The sequence below is a fragment of the uncultured Friedmanniella sp. genome, assembly GCF_964244285.1.
Taxonomy (GTDB): Bacteria; Actinomycetota; Actinomycetes; order Propionibacteriales; family Propionibacteriaceae; genus Microlunatus.
This window is the reverse complement of record NZ_CAXTHT010000013.1, coordinates 1-16,009: the sequence shown is the minus strand read 5'-3', so window position 1 is coordinate 16,009 and position 16,009 is coordinate 1. Positions and strand designations below refer to the sequence as shown.

General features: G+C 71.9%; 12 protein-coding genes and 1 pseudogene. 8 read left to right on the top strand and 5 right to left on the bottom strand.

Features of this window, described 5'->3' with window-relative positions:
- Positions 1-123: 123 nt before the first annotated feature.
- Genes ACFE7W_RS19025 through ACFE7W_RS19010 form a run of 4 tightly spaced genes read left to right on the top strand, consistent with a single transcriptional unit; the run spans position 124 to position 6,812 of the window.
- Positions 124-1,041, top strand: a complete 918-nt coding sequence (locus ACFE7W_RS19025) for a hypothetical protein (protein WP_375426404.1) — start codon at positions 124-126, stop codon at positions 1,039-1,041.
- A gap of 31 nt (positions 1,042-1,072) precedes the next feature.
- On the top strand, positions 1,073-1,891 hold the full coding sequence (locus tag ACFE7W_RS19020) for an SGNH/GDSL hydrolase family protein (RefSeq protein WP_375426403.1): 819 nt from the start codon (positions 1,073-1,075) through the stop codon (positions 1,889-1,891).
- Between the two features lie 11 nt (positions 1,892-1,902).
- Positions 1,903-5,898 (top strand): ATP-dependent RNA helicase HrpA, encoded by a 3,996-nt coding sequence (gene hrpA, locus ACFE7W_RS19015; protein ID WP_375426402.1) that lies wholly within the window; start codon positions 1,903-1,905, stop codon positions 5,896-5,898.
- 26 nt (positions 5,899-5,924) lie between these two features.
- Positions 5,925-6,812 carry a proteasome assembly chaperone family protein gene (locus ACFE7W_RS19010; RefSeq protein WP_375426401.1) on the top strand — a complete coding sequence of 296 codons (888 nt, stop codon included), beginning with the start codon at positions 5,925-5,927 and terminating at the stop codon, positions 6,810-6,812.
- Positions 6,813-6,852: 40 nt separating this feature from the next.
- Here ACFE7W_RS19010 and ACFE7W_RS19005 read toward each other — a convergent pair whose 3' ends face one another.
- A complete protein-coding gene (locus ACFE7W_RS19005) occupies positions 6,853-7,566 on the bottom strand; it encodes an FAD-binding oxidoreductase (protein ID WP_375426400.1) in 714 nt (237 codons plus the stop codon).
- A gap of 13 nt (positions 7,567-7,579) precedes the next feature.
- Positions 7,580-8,182 carry a sulfite oxidase-like oxidoreductase gene (locus ACFE7W_RS19000; protein ID WP_375426399.1) on the bottom strand — a complete coding sequence of 201 codons (603 nt, stop codon included), beginning with the start codon at positions 8,180-8,182 and terminating at the stop codon, positions 7,580-7,582.
- 219 nt (positions 8,183-8,401) lie between these two features.
- Here ACFE7W_RS19000 and ACFE7W_RS18995 point away from each other — a divergent pair, with 219 nt between their 5' ends.
- Positions 8,402-9,298 (top strand): acyl-CoA thioesterase, encoded by an 897-nt coding sequence (locus ACFE7W_RS18995; protein WP_375426398.1) that lies wholly within the window; start codon positions 8,402-8,404, stop codon positions 9,296-9,298.
- A gap of 53 nt (positions 9,299-9,351) precedes the next feature.
- Here ACFE7W_RS18995 and ACFE7W_RS18990 read toward each other — a convergent pair whose 3' ends face one another.
- The 3 genes and pseudogenes from ACFE7W_RS18990 to ACFE7W_RS18980 all read right to left on the bottom strand — a co-directional run.
- Positions 9,352-10,302, bottom strand: coding sequence for an RNA polymerase sigma factor RpoD/SigA (locus ACFE7W_RS18990; RefSeq protein WP_375426397.1), 951 nt, complete (start codon positions 10,300-10,302; stop codon positions 9,352-9,354).
- A 153-nt stretch (positions 10,303-10,455) separates the two neighbouring features.
- On the bottom strand, positions 10,456-12,630 hold the full coding sequence (locus ACFE7W_RS18985) for a S9 family peptidase (protein ID WP_375426396.1): 2,175 nt from the start codon (positions 12,628-12,630) through the stop codon (positions 10,456-10,458).
- Between the two features lie 295 nt (positions 12,631-12,925).
- A pseudogene (locus ACFE7W_RS18980) lies at positions 12,926-12,982 on the bottom strand (hypothetical protein); the annotation flags it as partial.
- 75 nt (positions 12,983-13,057) lie between these two features.
- Here ACFE7W_RS18980 and ACFE7W_RS18975 point away from each other — a divergent pair.
- The 3 genes from ACFE7W_RS18975 to ACFE7W_RS18965 all read left to right on the top strand — a co-directional run.
- Entirely contained in the window at positions 13,058-14,533 is a 1,476-nt protein-coding gene (locus tag ACFE7W_RS18975; protein ID WP_375426395.1) for a glutamate--cysteine ligase, read from the top strand.
- Complete coding sequence (locus tag ACFE7W_RS18970) at positions 14,533-14,955, top strand: universal stress protein (protein WP_375426394.1); 423 nt, start codon at positions 14,533-14,535, stop codon at positions 14,953-14,955. The genes ACFE7W_RS18975 and ACFE7W_RS18970 overlap by 1 nt, the downstream gene beginning before the upstream one ends.
- A gap of 290 nt (positions 14,956-15,245) precedes the next feature.
- Positions 15,246-16,009 (top strand): sigma-70 factor domain-containing protein (locus tag ACFE7W_RS18965; RefSeq protein ID WP_375426393.1); only part of this gene is annotated, 764 nt, incomplete at its 3' end.

The window sequence follows — 16,009 nt, the reverse complement described above, 5'->3', positions numbered from 1 at the left end:
GCGGTCGTGATGGTTCTCGCCATGGTGGTCCTTCGTTCGGTGTGGTCCCACCCTAGGCAACGTGGGCCACGGAGGCAGGTCGCCGCCGTCGGTGCGCTAGGTTCGGTTCGCAGGAGGTACTGGATGGCTGACATGGACGACTTCGATCTCGACCGCAGCACCGCTGAGGCGTGGGCGGGCTTCCAGACCCGGCTCAGCGAGGTGATCTCGATGATGGACGACTCGGCGGACCTCACGGTCAACGCCGAGTCCGAGGGCGACGCCGGCCCCTTCCTCCGGTTCAGCTCACCGGGACGCGACCTGGTCCGGTGCGAGGCGGCGAGCAACGCGACCCTGGGTCCGAGCCACCGGCTGGACGCCGAGCAGCTCCAGGCGATGACGGCGCTGGGCTGGCAGGAGCCCAGCGACGACGGTCCCCGGCCGACGCCGAACTTCTGGGTCGAGGACGCCCAGGACCAGTGCGAGCGGGTCAGCGGGCTGGCCGTAGCGGCGTTGCGGGACGTCTTCGGAGTGCCGCACCCCGTCTTCCTCGCGCCCGACCAGCTGACCGAGGTGTTGCGGGGCCCGACGCCGGGGGAGCCGCTGACCACCGCGCCCGCGGTGCGGCAGTCGAGCGCGCCCGAGGCCCAGCGCCGGTTGGACGCCCTGGTCGACGCCGAGCTCACCGACCTGTACGGCCACCCCCCGCTGCGCGACGGCGAGGGCGACGTGGCCATCCGGGTGGGGTCCACCATGATCTTCCTGCGGACCTCCGCCGACGGCCAGGAGGTGGTCGTGTTCGCGGCGGTCGTCCACGACATCGCCGGCCGTTCCCGGGCCGCGGAGGTGCTGAACGACCTGAACGTGGAGGCCCGCTGGGTCAAGTTCCAGCTGGTGCGCGACCGGGTGTTCGTCAGCCTGTCGGTGCTGGCCAAGCCGTTCGTCGCCGAGCACCTGCGGCAAGCCGTCCAGATCATGTCCCAGGTCGCCGACGGCATCGACGAGGAGCTGGCGGCCAAGCTGAACGGCCGCACGACCTTCAGCGACCACGACGGCGCCTGAGCCGGGCCGCCGGCGGCGGTGGACGCTCACCGTGTGCGCGCTGGCCCTGCTGCTGACGGCCTGCTCGCCCACCAGCAGCGCCACCACCACGACTCCCACCCCCGCCCCCAGTCCTGACCGGAGCAGCATCCCGACCCCGGCGGCCAGTGGCTCCGCAGCCTCGCGGCTGCGGGTGGTCGCGCTCGGGGACTCGGTCACCTCGGGGTCGCACTGCGACTGCACCCCCTTTCCCGAGCTGTACGGCCGCGGCCTGACGGCCCGGGCCCGGATCCCGACCACCGTCACCAACGACGGTGTCCCGGGGGAGACCTCGGCCGACCTGGAGCACGAGCTGGCCGTCGACGCGTCGCTCGACCGTTCGGTCGCGGCCGCCGACGTGGTGCTGGTGACGATCGGCGCCAACGACTACGGCGACCAGTACAGCGAGCTCACCGACGGACGCTGCACCGACGACGGCAGGCCGTTGGCCTGCGTCCAGCACGCGCTCGACCAGACGGGGACGGCGGTGACCGCGGTACTGAGACGCGTGCAGCAGCTCCGGGACGGGCGCCCGACGACCGTGCTGGTCACCGGCTACTGGAACGTGTTCGAGGACGGCGACGTGGCCTCGCGCAAGTTCTCGGTCCTCGGGCTCGCCGCCACCGACCGGCTGACGGTCGCCGTGAACGCCAAGATCAAGGCGGCGGCCGTAGCGACCGGAGACCTCTACGTCGACCTCTACGCCCCCTTCAAGGGCGAGAGCGCCAAGCGTGACCCGACGCCGCTGCTGGCCGTCGACGGCGACCACCCCGATGCCGCCGGGCACCGGGTGATCGCCAGGGCGCTGCTGGCCGCGAGCCCGGCGCACTAAACTCGGGCTCGATGTCCAGCACGGCGGCCCCCGGGAGCGCACCGGAGACCACGGCCCCCACGGGACGGTCGGGCTCCGGCGGGCCGTCGACCCCCGTCGCCGGCATCACCTTCGATCCGGCCCTGCCCATCACCGCCTGGCACGACGAGATCGCCGCCACCATCCGCGACCACCAGGTCGTCGTCGTGGCCGGCGAGACGGGCTCGGGCAAGACCACCCAGCTGCCGAAGCTCTGCCTCGAGCTGGGCCGTCGCTCGATCGGACACACCCAGCCCCGCCGGATCGCCGCCCGCACGGTGGCCGAGAGGATCGCCTCCGAGCTCGGCACCGAGCTGGGCGACCTCGTCGGCTACCAGGTCCGCTTCACCCGGATGGCCGGAAAGTCCACCCGGCTCAAGGTGATGACCGACGGCGTGCTGCTGGCCGAGATCGCCCACGACCGGGACCTGCGCCGCTACGACACGATCATCATCGACGAGGCGCACGAGCGCAGCCTGAACATCGACTTCCTGCTCGGCTACCTCAAGCAGTTGCTGGGCCGCCGTCCCGAGCTCAAGGTGATCGTCACCTCCGCGACCATCGACACCGACCGGTTCTCCCGGCACTTCGCCGGTCCCGACGGTGCCGGTGCACCGATCATCGAGGTGTCCGGCCGGACGTTCCCGGTCGAGCTCCGCTACCGGCCGTTGCTGGACCCCGACAGCGGCGGCGAGGTCGACCAGGTGGGCGGCATCGTCGAGGCGGTCAAGGAGCTGAGCGCCCTCGGCGACGGCGACGTCCTGGTCTTCCTGTCCGGCGAGCGGGAGATCCGCGACACCGCCGAGGCCATCGCGGGTGCGAACCTGCGCGGTACGGAGGTGCTGCCGCTGTACGCGCGGCTGTCCGCCGCCGAGCAGCACCGCGTCTTCACCCCGCACCGCGCCGAGGGAAAGGGCACATCGACCACCCGGCGGGTCGTGCTGGCCACCAACGTCGCCGAGACCTCGCTGACCGTCCCCGGGATCCGCTACGTCGTCGACGCGGGCACCGCCCGGATCTCGCGCTACTCGGCGCGGACGAAGGTGCAGCGGCTGCCCATCGAGCCGGTCTCCCAGGCCTCGGCCAACCAGCGGTCCGGCCGGTGCGGCCGGGTGGCGCCCGGGGTGGCGATCCGGCTCTACGACGAGGAGGACTTCGCCGCCCGGCCCGAGTTCACCGAGCCCGAGATCCTGCGCACCAACCTCGCCTCGGTGATCCTGCAGATGACCGCTGCCGACCTCGGCGAGATCGCCCGGTTCCCGTTCGTCGAGCCGCCCGACAACACCCAGATCACCGACGGCCTGCGGCTGCTCGAGGAGCTCGGGGCGCTGGCGGACAGCCGCGCGAAGACGGCCCCCCGGCTCACCGAGGTGGGCCGCCGGCTGGCCGTGATCCCCGTCGACCCGCGAATGGGCCGGATGCTGCTCGCCGCAGAGCGCCAGGGCTGCCTGCGGGAGATGCTCGTCATCGTCTCCGGCCTCTCGATCCAGGACCCGCGCGAGCGGCCCGCCGAGCACCGGGACGCCGCTGACGCGTTGCACCGTCGCTTCTGGGCGGCCGCATCCGACCCCAAGCTCGACGAGCCGGTCGGGTCGACGGGCTCGGAGAACGGGAACAGCGGTGCCGATGCCGGTCCCGACCCCGACGGCAGCGACTTCGTCGCCCTGCTCCGGCTCTGGGACCACATCCAGGACCGCCAGCACGAGCTCTCGGGCAACGCCTTCCGGCGCCTGTGCCGCGAGGAGTACCTGCACTTCCTGCGCATCCGCGAGTGGCAGGACCTGCACAGCCAGCTCAAGCAGATCAGCCGCGACCTCGGTCTGAGCCGGAACGACCAGCCGGCCGGCCCGGGTGCGGTGCACACGGCGGCGCTCACCGGTCTGCTCTCCCACGTCGGGCTGGCTGACATCCGCGAGGACCCGAAGGCCGGCGGCCGGCGGAAGGGCCGCGCCCCTGCGCGGGAGTACCTCGGCGCCCGCGGCACCAAGTTCGCCATCAACCCGGGTTCGAGTGTCGCCCGCAGCCAGCCGCCGCTGGTCATGGCGGCCGAGATCGTGGAGACGACGCGGCTGTGGGCCCGGACGGTGGCCGGCATCCGCGTCGAGCAGGTCGAGGAGGTCGCCGCGCACCTGCTGAAGCGCTCCTACTCCGAGCCGCACTGGTCGGCCCGCTCGGGCTCGGTGCTGGCCTACGAGCAGGTCAGCCTCTACGGCATCCCGATCGTCGCCCGGCGGCCGGTCGCCTACGGCCGGGTCAACCCGGCGGAGGCCCGGGAGATCTTCCTCCGGTCGGCTCTGGTCGAGGGGCAGTGGCGGACGCGGCACCACTTCTACCGCGACAACCAGGCTCTGCGGGCCGAGGCCGAGGCGTTGGAGGAGCGCGCGCGCCGACGCGATCTGGTGGTCGACGACGACACGATCTTCGCCTTCTACGACGCCCGGGTGCCGGCTGAGGTCACCTCGGTGGCGCACTTCGACAGCTGGTGGAAGAAGGCCCGGCACGTCACCCCGGACCTGCTCACCCTGACCCTGGACGACCTCACCACCGCGTCCGCGGACCAGCTGGACGCCGACGGGTTCCCCGACACCTGGACGGTGGCCGGCCGGGCCGGGACCGAGCACGAGCTCCGCGTCGGGTACGTGTTCGAGCCGACCAGCCCGCGCGACGGGGTGACCGTCCGCGTCCCGGTGACCGTGCTGAACCAGCTCGGTCCGGCGCCGTTCACCTGGCAGGTGCCCGGGCTGCGTGCCGAGCTCGCGACCGAGCTGGTCCGCTCGCTGCCGAAGGCCACCCGGCGGAACTTCGTCCCCGCGCCGGAGTTCGCCTCGAGGGCCCTGGGCTGGCTGCAGCAGCACCCCGGTGCGGCTGAGGAGACACTGCCGCTCGCTCTGGGCCGGGCCCTGCGCAGCCTCACCGGTGAGGTCGTCGCCCCGCAGGAGTGGCGACCCGAGGCTGTGCCGGCCCACCTCCGGGTGCACCTCGAGGTCGTCCGCGACCGCCCCCCCGGCGGTGCGGCGCGGGAACCGGCGGTGCTGGGCGCCGGCGACGACCTGGCTGACCTGAAGGCCGAGCTGGCCGTGCAGGTGGACCGGACGCTCACCTCGGCGGCGGCGGCGTACACCCGGACCGGCTTCACGGCGTGGGACTTCGGCGAGCTGGCCGAGCAGGTGCAGCTGAGCCGCGGCGGCCACGACGTGGTGGGCTACCCGGCCCTGGTCGATGAGGGCAGCACGGTCGGGGTGGCGGTGCTCGACACGCCCGTCCGGGCGCTGGTCAGCCACACGGGCGGGCTGCGACGGCTGACGCTGCTGAACACCCCCGACCCCACCAGGTGGGTGGTCGGGCACCTGAGCAACGCCGACAAGCTGGCCCTGGGCACCAGCCCGTACGCCTCGGTCCCGGCCCTGCTGGCCGACGCCCGGCTCGCGTCGGTCGGTGAGCTGGTTAGGCGCGCCGGACCCGACCCGGTCCGCGACGCCGACCGCTTCCGGCTGCTCTGCGACCGGGTCCGCGCCGACAACGCCGATCTCACGCGCGAGGTCGTCCGGCTCGCCTCGACGATCCTGACCCGGCACCGGGCCGCGCTGGTCGACCTGCCGCGGGTGCGGGCCGCCAGCCCGGCGGCCGCCGACGACCTGGCCGAGCAGCTGGGCAACCTCGTCTTCGCCGGGTTCCTGTCCGGCACCGGTTACGAGCACCTGGTGGACCTGCCCCGCTACCTGCAGGCCGCCCGGGCGCGGGTGGACACCTTGCTGGCCTCACCCGGCCGGGACGCCACGCCCCTGCAGACGGTCCTGCGATGCGAGGACGCCTACGCCGAGCTGTGCGCCGCCGCCCCGCCCGGACGGCTGCCCGACTTCGTCGAGGATGTGGGCTGGCTGCTCGAGGAGCTGCGGGTGGGACTCTTCGCCCAGCCGCTGCGGACGAAGGTGCCGGTGTCGGAGAAGCGACTGCTGAGTGCCGTGCGGGCCGCACGCGCACGGTTGTAGCGGTTCGGCCGGGTAGATTGGGCACCGTGTTGGATCCCCGCGAGCTCTACGTCGTCGACGAGGCCGTGGTGGCCAAGCTGAAGGACGCCCACCCGGTGCTGATCCACCAGCTCGACGGCTTCGTCGACGCCGGTCAGGCCGGCCGGATCGTCTCCGCGCACCTGCTCGAGCACCTCGAGCACGAGGTGCTGGTGGAGTTCGACCACGACCAGCTGCACGACTACCGCAGCCGCCGTCCCGCGATGATCTTCGACACCAACCGCTGGACCTCCTACGCCGACCTGCACCTGCGCATCCACCGGGTGGTCGACGAGCAGGGTGAGGTGTTCCTGCTGCTCAGCGGACCCGAGCCCGACGTCCAGTGGGAGCGGTTCTCCGCGGCCCTGATCGGGCTGATCGAGCAGCTCGGCGTCCGGCTCACCGTGACGGTGCACGGCATCCCGATGGCGGTCCCGCACACCCGTCCCGTCACCCTGACCGCACACGCCACCGACTCCGGCCTGGTGCAGGGCTACCGCAGCTGGATCGACCGGGTCGAGGTGCCGGCCAGCTTCACCGGTCTGCTCGAGTACCGGCTCGGGCAGCTCGACCGCAAGGCGATGGGTTTCGCCGCGCACGTGCCCCACTACCTCGCCCAGGCCGCCTTTCCCGAGGCGGCACTGAGCCTGACTCGATCGCTCAGCTCGGCCACCGGCCTGGCCGTGCCGCTGGACCCGCTCGAGAAGGCTTCGGCCAGCAACCTCTCCGACATCGCCGCCGAGATGGCCTCCTCGAGCGAGGTCCAGGAGCTGGTCGGCACCCTCGAGCAGCAGTACGACGCCATCCGGGTCGACCAGCCTGACCCCGTGCCCAGCGCCGAGGAGATCGCCGCCGAGTTCGAGAAGTTCCTCGCCGACCGCGAGAAGGACGACTGAGCGCTCGGTGTCCTGGGGCCGTTGAGGGGCGGACCGACGCTCAGCTGCTGGCGCCGAAGCGCTCCACCCGGACGGCGGCCGGGTCCACCCCGAGCTCCATCAGCAGGTCGCTGGCGCCGGCCGCGAAGGCGGTCGAGCCGCAGACGAAGTAGGTGGCCTCGGGGTTGACCAGCGGCGCGACCTCGGCGGTGGCCAGCCGCCCGGCGGCCCGTCCGCCAGGAGACACCTCCCGCGACAGGGCGACCACCGCCCCCGCCGCGGCCAGCTCGTCGGCGTACGGCAGGGTCGCCAGGGTCCGGGCCGAGACGGCGAGCCGTAGCTGGTCGAGGCTGCCGAGGTCGCGGGCGTGCCGCAGCATCGCCACCAGCGGGACGACCCCGCTGCCGCCCGCCAGGCCCACCGCGGGCGTGCGTCCGTCCCAGACGAACCAGCCGCCGATCGGCCCCCGGACCTCCAGCTCGTCGCCCACCTCCACCGCGTCGGCGAGGTAGGGCGAGACCTCACCGTCCTCGAGCTCCTCGACGAACAGCTCGAGCAACGGGTCCGAGGGCGCCGAGGCGACCGAGTACGACCGGGAGGCGGCGTAGCCGTCCTCGGCGGTGAGCCGGACGACGTAGTGCTGACCCGGCAGGTGGTCATGCCGGTCGGGCACCTCCAGCCGCAGCACGACGGCGCGCGGGAACGGGTGGGCCACCCCCCGGACCCGGGACTGCCGCCACGGACCCGCGGCGGGCGCCTCGCCCGGCACGCTCATCGGGCAGCCACGCTCAGTCGCCGTGGTAGCGCTGCTCGCGCCACGGATCGCCGAGGTCGTGGTAGCCGTTGCGCTCCCAGAAGCCCCGCTGGTCGTGGTCCAGCAGGGTCAGCCTCGTCACCCACTTCGCGGACTTCCAGAAGTACAGGTGCGGCACCAGCAGCCGGACCGGTCCCCCGTGGTCACGGCTGAGCGGCTGTCCGTCGAAGGTCCAGACCACCCAGGCCTGGCCACCGCGGACGTCGGCGAGGGGCAGGTTGGTGGTGTAGCCGGTGGTCGAGGTGGCCAGCACGTGCGTGGCCTCTGGCCGGGGCGACGCGGCGTCGAGCAGCGCGTCCACACTCACCCCGCCAAAGCGGGTGCCGAACTTGGACCAGGTGGTCACGCAGTGGATCGGGCCTGCGTACTCCGACGGCGGCAGCGCGTGCATCTGCGCCCAGCTCCAGGTGGCCGGCTGCTCCACCAGCCCGTCGACCGTCATGGTCCAGCGCTCGGGGTCGATCCTCGGCGTCACCTCCGCGGTCAGCACCGGCCAGCCGTCGCCGACGTCGTACTGGCCGGGCGGCAGGTCCTCCCGTGCCGGTCGCCGTTTCCCCAGAAACCCCCGCTGCGCCATCTGGCCACCCCTCCAACCGTCCTCGGTCACCTGTGCGCCCCATCCTGCTCCGTCGGGCGGCGAACCGCCTCCGCAGGCGTCGATCCGCTCGACCTCATCGGGTAGACCGAGGCCGCGTCTGACCGGCTCAGGTCTACCCAGTGTGGTCGAACGGGATGTCGGCACTGGACGAGGCCCGACTTCCGGGGGACTCCGGCAGGCGACCACTAGGCTCGGGCCGTGCCCCAGTCCGTCGTCGAGCTGATCGAGCTGCTAGACCTCGAGGAGATCGAGGTCGGGCTCTACCGCGCCCGGCAGCCCAGCACCCGGCTGCAGCGCGTGTTCGGCGGTCAGGTGCTGGCCCAGGCGCTGGTCGCGGCCACCCGGACCGTGCCGGAGACCCGGGTGGTGCACTCGCTGCACGCCTACTTCCTGGTGGCGGGCCGGACCGACATGCCGATCGTCTACGACGTGGAGGTGGTCCGCGACGGCGGCTCGTTCTCCTCCCGGCGGGTGGTGGCCCGGCAGGCGGGCAAGGTGATCTTCTACCTGTCGGCCTCCTTCCACATCCACGAGCCAGGCTTCGAGCACGCCGACCCGCTGCCCGATGAGGTGCCGGCGCCGGAGGACTGCCCGCGGATGAGCGAGGTGCTGGCCCAGGTCTCGGGCCGTTCGGCCGACTTCTGGGAGCGGGAGTGGGGCGCCCTGGACGTCCGCTACGTGGGCGACTCCCGTCCGGGTGGCCCGTTGGTCGACCCTCGCCATCCCGCCCGCGCCCGGGTCTGGGTCCGTACCGACGGTGACCTGCCGGAGGACCACCGGCTGCACGAGGCGGCACTCGCCTTCGCCAGCGACCTCACGCTGCTGTCGGCCAGCACGGTGCCCCACGGGGTGCTGATCGGCAACGGGGTGCAGGCCGCCTCGATCGACCACGCCATGTGGTTCCACCGGCCCTTCCGCGCCGACCAGTGGCTGCTGTACGACCAGGTCTCGCCGTCGGCGTCCTCCGCACTAGGCCTGTCCACGGCGCGGCTGTTCCAGCACGGGGTCCTGGTCTCCGACGTCGCCCAGGAGGGCCTGATCCGACCGCTGCCCCGCGAGCCGCGCCCGGACGGTGCCGGAGTGGACCAGGGCTGAGCACGCAGAACGGCCCGGAGGCTGAGCCTCCGGGCCGTTCGTGAGCTGCTGCGTCAGGCGGCGAGGACCGACTTGCCCCGCAACTGGGCGATGGCGTGCCGCTCGATCTGACGGACGCGCTCGGCGGTGATGCCCCAGACCGCACCGATGTCGGCCAGCTTGGCCTGGCGGCCGTCCAGCAGGCCGTAGCGGCGGCGGACGACGTCAGCGGACCGGTCGTCCAGCGTCGAGAGCATGCCCTCGAGGCGGGCGTGCTCCTCGGCGTCCAGGAACACCTCGTCGGGGCCGGGCATCGGCTCACGGGCGATCAGGTCGCCGAGGGCGGTGTCCCCGCCCTCCTCGACCGGGGCGTCCAGGCTGACGTGGTCCCGGCCGTAGCGGATCAGGTCCAGCACCCGCTCGGGCTCGAGGTCCATCTCGAGGGCGATCTCCGCGATCTCGGGGTCGCGACCCAGCCGGCGCTCCAGCGTGCGCCGGACGGCGCCGACCTGGTTGACCTGCTCGGCCACGTGCACCGGCAACCGCACGATCCGACCCTGCTGGGCGATGCCCCGGCTGATCGACTGACGGACCCACCAGGTGCCGTAAGTGGAGAACTTGAAGCCCTTGGTGTAGTCGAACTTCTCGACCGCACGGATCAGGCCGGTGTTGCCTTCCTGGACCAGGTCCAGCAGAGGCATCTGCGACCGGCCGTACTTGCGAGCGACCGAGACGACGAGGCGGAGGTTGGCGGTGACGAAGCGCTGCATCGCCCGCTGCCCGTCCTCGACCAGGAACTCCAGCTCGGCCTTCGTGGGGCGCTTGGCCCCCTTGCCGCGCTCGGCGGCGGTGACGTCACCGTTCAGGATGTGCTCGGCGTAGAGACCGACCTCGATGGACCCCGCCAGCTGTACTTCTTCCTCAGCCGTGAGCAGCGCTGTCTTGGCGATGCCTTCCAGATATAGACCGACTGCATCCTTGCCATCGATGCCCTCGGACACTCGTGAACGAGCGGTTGCTGCCACAGTGGCCCCTTTCGTTGCCTCGAAGGGATAACGCTCGAGAGGTTGACGAGGATTCCTCGGCTGGACTGAAGAATCCCTAAGACGGCTCGGGTGAGATCCCGCATCTCTACTTCGGAGCCGACCGGTACCTCGGATGCAGCGGTCGCGCAGCCCTCAGCCGATGACCTGGTCGAGGATCCAGGCGTACTCGAAGGCGGTCTCGCGCCAGCTCTTGTAGCGCCCGCTGACGCCGCCGTGGCCGGCCACCATCTCGGTCTTCAAGAGCACCGGGCGCTCGTCGGCCGCCGTCGTGGTGTGCCGGAGGGCCGCCACCCACTTGGCGGGTTCGACGTAGAAGACGCGGGTGTCGTTCAGGCTGGTGGTGGCCAGGATCGCCGGGTAGGGGGCCGCCGCGATGTTCTCGTACGGCGTGTAGGCCTTCATGTATGCGTAGACCTCGGCGTCGTGCAGCGGGTCGCCCCACTCGTCCCACTCGATCACGGTCAGCGGCAGCTCAGGATCCAGAATCGTGGTCAGCGCGTCCACGAAGGGGACCCCGGCGTGGACGGCCCGGAACTTCTCCGGGGCGAGGTTGACGACCGCCCCCATCAGCAGCCCACCCGCGCTCGCCCCCCGGGCCGCAAGCCGGTCGGGGCTGGTGTAGCCGTGCTCGAGCAGGAAGTCGGCGCAGGCGACGAAATCGGAGAAGGTGTTCGCCTTCGTGAGGGTCTTGCCGTGCTCGTACCAGCCTCGGCCCAGCTCCCCGCCGCCGCGGACGTGGGCGATGGCGTAGACCATCCCGCGGTCGAGCAGGCTCAGCCGCGACAGCGAGAAGCCCGGGTCGATGGAGATCTCGTACGAGCCGTAGCCGTAGAGCAGAGCGGGTGCGCTGCCGTCCAGGGCCACGTCGGCTCGGCGGACGATGGACAGCGGGACCCGGGTTCCGTCGGGTGCGGTGGCCCAGCCGCGCTCCTGGACGTAGTCCTCGGGCCGGTAGGGGCCGTGGGTCGGGTCGTCCAGCACCGGGGTCTGCTTCAGCAGCGTGAGCTCACCGGTCGCCAGCGTGTAGTCATAGACCGAGTCCGGCGTCAGCATCGAGGCGTAGCCGATCCGGACCGTCGGGGTGTCGTAGTCGGCCTCCCCGTGCGCGTCGACGACGTGCAGCTCCTCGGTGAACGCGATGTCGCTGCCGGGGCCGAAGTCGCCGGCGGCGTCGCGGGGCAGCACGTGCAGCGCGGTCAGCCCGTCCCGGCGCAGCGACACGACGGCGTGCCCGGCGTAGGCGCTGACCCCCAGCAGCCGGACGCCGGGGGAGTGCGGCAGCACCGGCCGCCACTGCTCGTGGCTGGTGGCGGTCAGCGGCGCCTCGGCGAGCTCGTAGTCCAAGGCGCCGTCGTTGTGGACGACCAGCAACCGGTCGCCGGCGACCTCGACGTCGTACTCGACGCCGTCGCGGCGGGGCGCCACCACCCGCGGGGTGCCCTCGGGGTCGTCGGTGGCCAGCAGCGAGTACTCCGAGGTGAGCTTGCTGCCCACGCCGAAGACGAGCCAGCGCTCGTCACGGCTGGAGTCCACGCCCACCCAGTAGCGCTCGTCGGGCTCGGTCAGCACGGCCACGTCCCCGGCCGGGTCGGTGCCCAGCCGGTGCCGCAGCACGACGTAGGGCCGCCACGCCTCGTCCGCACGGGTGTAGAAGAGATGCTCGGCGCCAGCCCAGGCGACGCCGTACGCGGTGTCGGTGATCTCGTCGGGCAGCAGCTCGCCGGTGGCCAGGTCGAGGACGCGGACCGTGAACCGCTCGCCGCCGGTCACGTCGACGGCGTAGGCCAGCAGCCCGCCGTCCGGGGAGACGCTGAAGGCGCCGAGGGAGAAGAAGTCGTGGCCCTCGGCCTCGAGGTTGCCGTCCAGCAGCACCTGCTCGCCGGCGATCCCGGCCTCGGGGTCGGGTGGGCTGGTTCGTCCGTCCGAGGAGTCATTCGCCGCCACTCGGCAGTGGATCGCGTACTCCGAACCCTCGACGGTGCGGCTGTAGTACCAGTACGCCTTGCTCGTGCCGTCGCCGAGGCGGTGCGTCGCGTAGCTCGGCACGCTGAGGTCGGTCTCCTTGGTGCGCGCCTTGATCTCGCCGAAGATCGCGTCGGTCAGCGGTTCCAGGTGGGCCGTCCGACCCTGGGTGTAGGCGTTCTCGGCCTCGAGGTGAGCGATGACCGCCGGGTCCTCCTTGTCGCGCAGCCACTCGTACGGGTCGACGAGCGTGTCCCCGTGGTGGGTGCGCTCGGTCGGGCGCCGCTCGGCGACGGGCGGGGTGGCCGAGACGGTGAGGCTGGCGAGTTCGGTAGGGGCAGACACGTTGGTCGACGATAGTCCGCTGCGCCAGCCGGCGTGCGGGGTCCGGTCCCGCCGGCTCAGCCGGCCCACCGTCGGAGCAGGCCCAGGTCGGGTGCCTGAAATGGCTCCCTCGGGTCCGGCCCGGCGGCGAGCAGGGTGCTGTCGGGCTCCACAGCCGTATCCAGGTCCGGATGCCCAGCTTCGGTTGACCGGCGACGACACCGATGGCTGGAGTGGGGCCGCGCCGGAGCGGAGGGAGGGCAGACGGCTCGTGCTCGCGGGTCTGGCGGCCGACCAGCGCGTCGACGCCCCAGCCGCCGGCGACCCAGTGGTCGACCCGGCCGCCCCACAGGACTTCGTGGACGGCGAGCACGTCCGCCAGCAGCACGACGCCCACTCCTCAGACGAGCCGCGTTGACCGCGGGCCGGGATAGGCCAGGATAGGCGCATGGGAGCCGAGGTCGACCAGACCACCTTCACGCGCGAGGACCGCAAGCGGCACCGGGAGAAGGTGCGCAAGGGCCTCGACGTGCTGGCCCGGATGCTCACCGAGTCACGCTTCGACTTCGAGCGGCCGATGGCGGGGCTGGAGATCGAGCTCAACCTCGTCGACGGGGACTTCGAGCCGGCGATGCGCAACGCCGAGGTCCTGGCCGCGATCGCCGACCCCTCCTTCGTCACCGAGCTCGGTCGCTTCAACATCGAGATCAACGTCGCTCCGCAGCGGCTGTCGGAGTCGGGTCTGACCCGGTTCGAGGAGTCGGTCCGCGAGGCCTTGAACGAGGCCGACCCACGGGCGCGGGAGATCGGCGCCCAGACCGTCATGGTCGGCATCCTGCCGACGCTGCGACCCGAGCACGTCCAGCTGGGCAACCTGAGTGAGAACCCGCGCTACTCCCTCCTCGACCAGCAGATCTTCGCCGCCCGCGGTGAGGACCTCGAGATCGTCATCGACGGGGTGGAACGGCTGCAGCTGGTCTCCGACACCATCGCCCCGGAGGCGGCCTGCACCTCCACCCAGGTGCACCTGCAGGTCAGCCCGGACGACTTCTCCGGCTACTGGAACGCCGCCCAGGCCATCGCCGGCATCCAGGTCGCGGTCGGCGCGAACTCGCCCTACCTGTTCGGGCGCGAGCTGTACGCGGAGTCGCGGATCCCGCTGTTCGAGCAGACCACCGATACCCGCAGCGAAGAGCTGAAGGTGCAGGGCGTCCGCCCGCGGGTCTGGTTCGGCGAGCGCTGGATCACCTCGATCTTCGACCTGTTCGAGGAGAACTCGCGCTACTTCCCGGCGCTGCTGCCGATCAGCAGCGACGAGGACCCGGTCGCCGTCCTGGACGAGGGCGGGGTGCCCTCGCTGGAGGAGCTGCGGCTGCACAACGGCACCGTCTACCGCTGGAACCGGCCGGTCTACGACGTCAGCGACGGCAAGCCGCACCTGCGGGTGGAGAACCGGGTGCTGCCGGCCGGGCCGACCGTGGTCGACACGCTGGCCAACGCGGCGTTCTTCGCCGGGCTGGTGCGGGCGCTGGCTGATGACGACCGGCCGATCTGGAGCCAGATGTCCTTCCAGGCGGCGAGTGAGAACTTCGTCGCGGGATCGCGGCTGGGCATCAACGCGGAGGTGTACTGGCCGCAGGTCGGCCACCTGCGGGCGTCCGAGCTCGTGGTCCGCAAGCTGTTACCGCGGGCCGCGGAGGGCCTGCGGCTGTGGGGCGTGCCCGACAGCGAGAGCGGTCGGCTGCTCGACATCATCGAGCACCGATGCCTCCGGGGGGCCAACGGAGCCACGTGGCAGACTGCCGCTGTGGGCCGTCGTGAGGCGGCGGGGGAGTCCCGGGACCAGGCGTTGCACGGGATGCTTCGCAGCTACGTCGACGGCATGCACAGCAACGAGCCCGTACACAGCTGGGAGGCAGCCTGATGGCTGACGCAGAGGTCAGACAGGCCGAGGACACCGCGGCGGGCGCCTCCGGGCGGCCGGTGATCGTGGTCGGCTACTCGTCCAAGCCCGAGGGGCGGGCCGCCCTCAAGCGGGCCGTGGCCGAGGCCGAGCTGCGGCAGGGCGAGATCGTCGTGGTGCACACCTCGCTGGACGTCGAGGTCTCCGATCTCCGGGCCGAGCTGGCGGGCTTCGGCATCCCGCACGAGGTACGCGAAGCCGCCGACGCCCTAGATCCCGCGGAGGAGCTGATCTCCACCGCCGACAGCCTCGGGGCCGAGTTCATCGTCATCGGGCTCCGCCGCCGTTCCCCGGTGGGAAAGCTGCTGCTGGGCAGCAACGCCCAGCGCGTGCTGCTCGACGCGTCCTGCCCGGTGCTGGCCGTCAAGGCCGAGATCGGCTGAGCCGGCGGCGACGGGCCGAGCCGGTGGCGCGAGCGCGAGGCCTGGCTGTTTACCCGGCGACCTAGGGTTGGTTGATCGAGCCGGTTCGACCGGCCAAGACGGACCCGCGGGGCCTCCTGCCTCGCGCGTTCGCCCGCATGGACGCCTTCGGATGCGACGCCAAGAGCTTCTGAGGTAACCCTCAGCACGAATTTTGGATTCGCGTGCCAGAATACTCGACGGAGCGCCCATTGACATCCGATGGGCGACCGCATGCCCTAGATTCACCTGGCAAGCCCGAGAGGTTCTTTGTGACACCCCCGTCCCACGTAGAAGCGTCCGCACCCGTTCTCGCTGCAGCCGCCGGCCGCGCCGGCCAAGTCAGCGCCCCGGTCAAGAAGGCCGCCGCGCCGCGCAAGGCACCGGCCAAGAAGGCGGCGCTCAAGGCCGTCGAGCCGCTGGCCGGCAAGGGTGCCAAGGCTCCGGCCAACGCCGACGCCCAGCCTGCGGACCTCGAGCCCGGGGACATCGCCGTCGAGGAGGTGGCGATCGAGGACCTCGTCGAGGTGGACGCCGAGGGCATCGTCCCCGCGACGCCGGACGTGGTCGTGGACATCGAGGGTGACGAGGTCGTGGTCACCGTCGGCAAGAAGCGGACGCTGGACGACGTGGACGACGCCACCTTCGAGCCCGCCGTCGTGGCGCCGCTGGAGAAGGAGCTCACCGAGGACCAGGGCTTCGTGCTCTCCACCGCGGACGACGCCGACGAGCCCGAGCAGCAGGTCATGGTGGCCGGTGCGACCGCCGACCCGGTCAAGGACTACCTGAAGCAGATCGGCAAGGTCGCGCTGCTGAACGCGGAGATGGAGGTCGAGCTCGCCAAGCGGATCGAGGCCGGCCTCTTCGCCGACGAGAAGATCAACGACCCCAAGGTGAAGACGAAGGCCGCCCAGCTCGAGGACTTCGAGTGGATCGCCGAGGACGGCCGCCGCGCCAAGAACCACCTGCTCGAGGCCAACCTGCGTCTGGTCGTCAGCCTGGCCAAGCGCTACACCGGCCGCGGCATGCTCTTCCT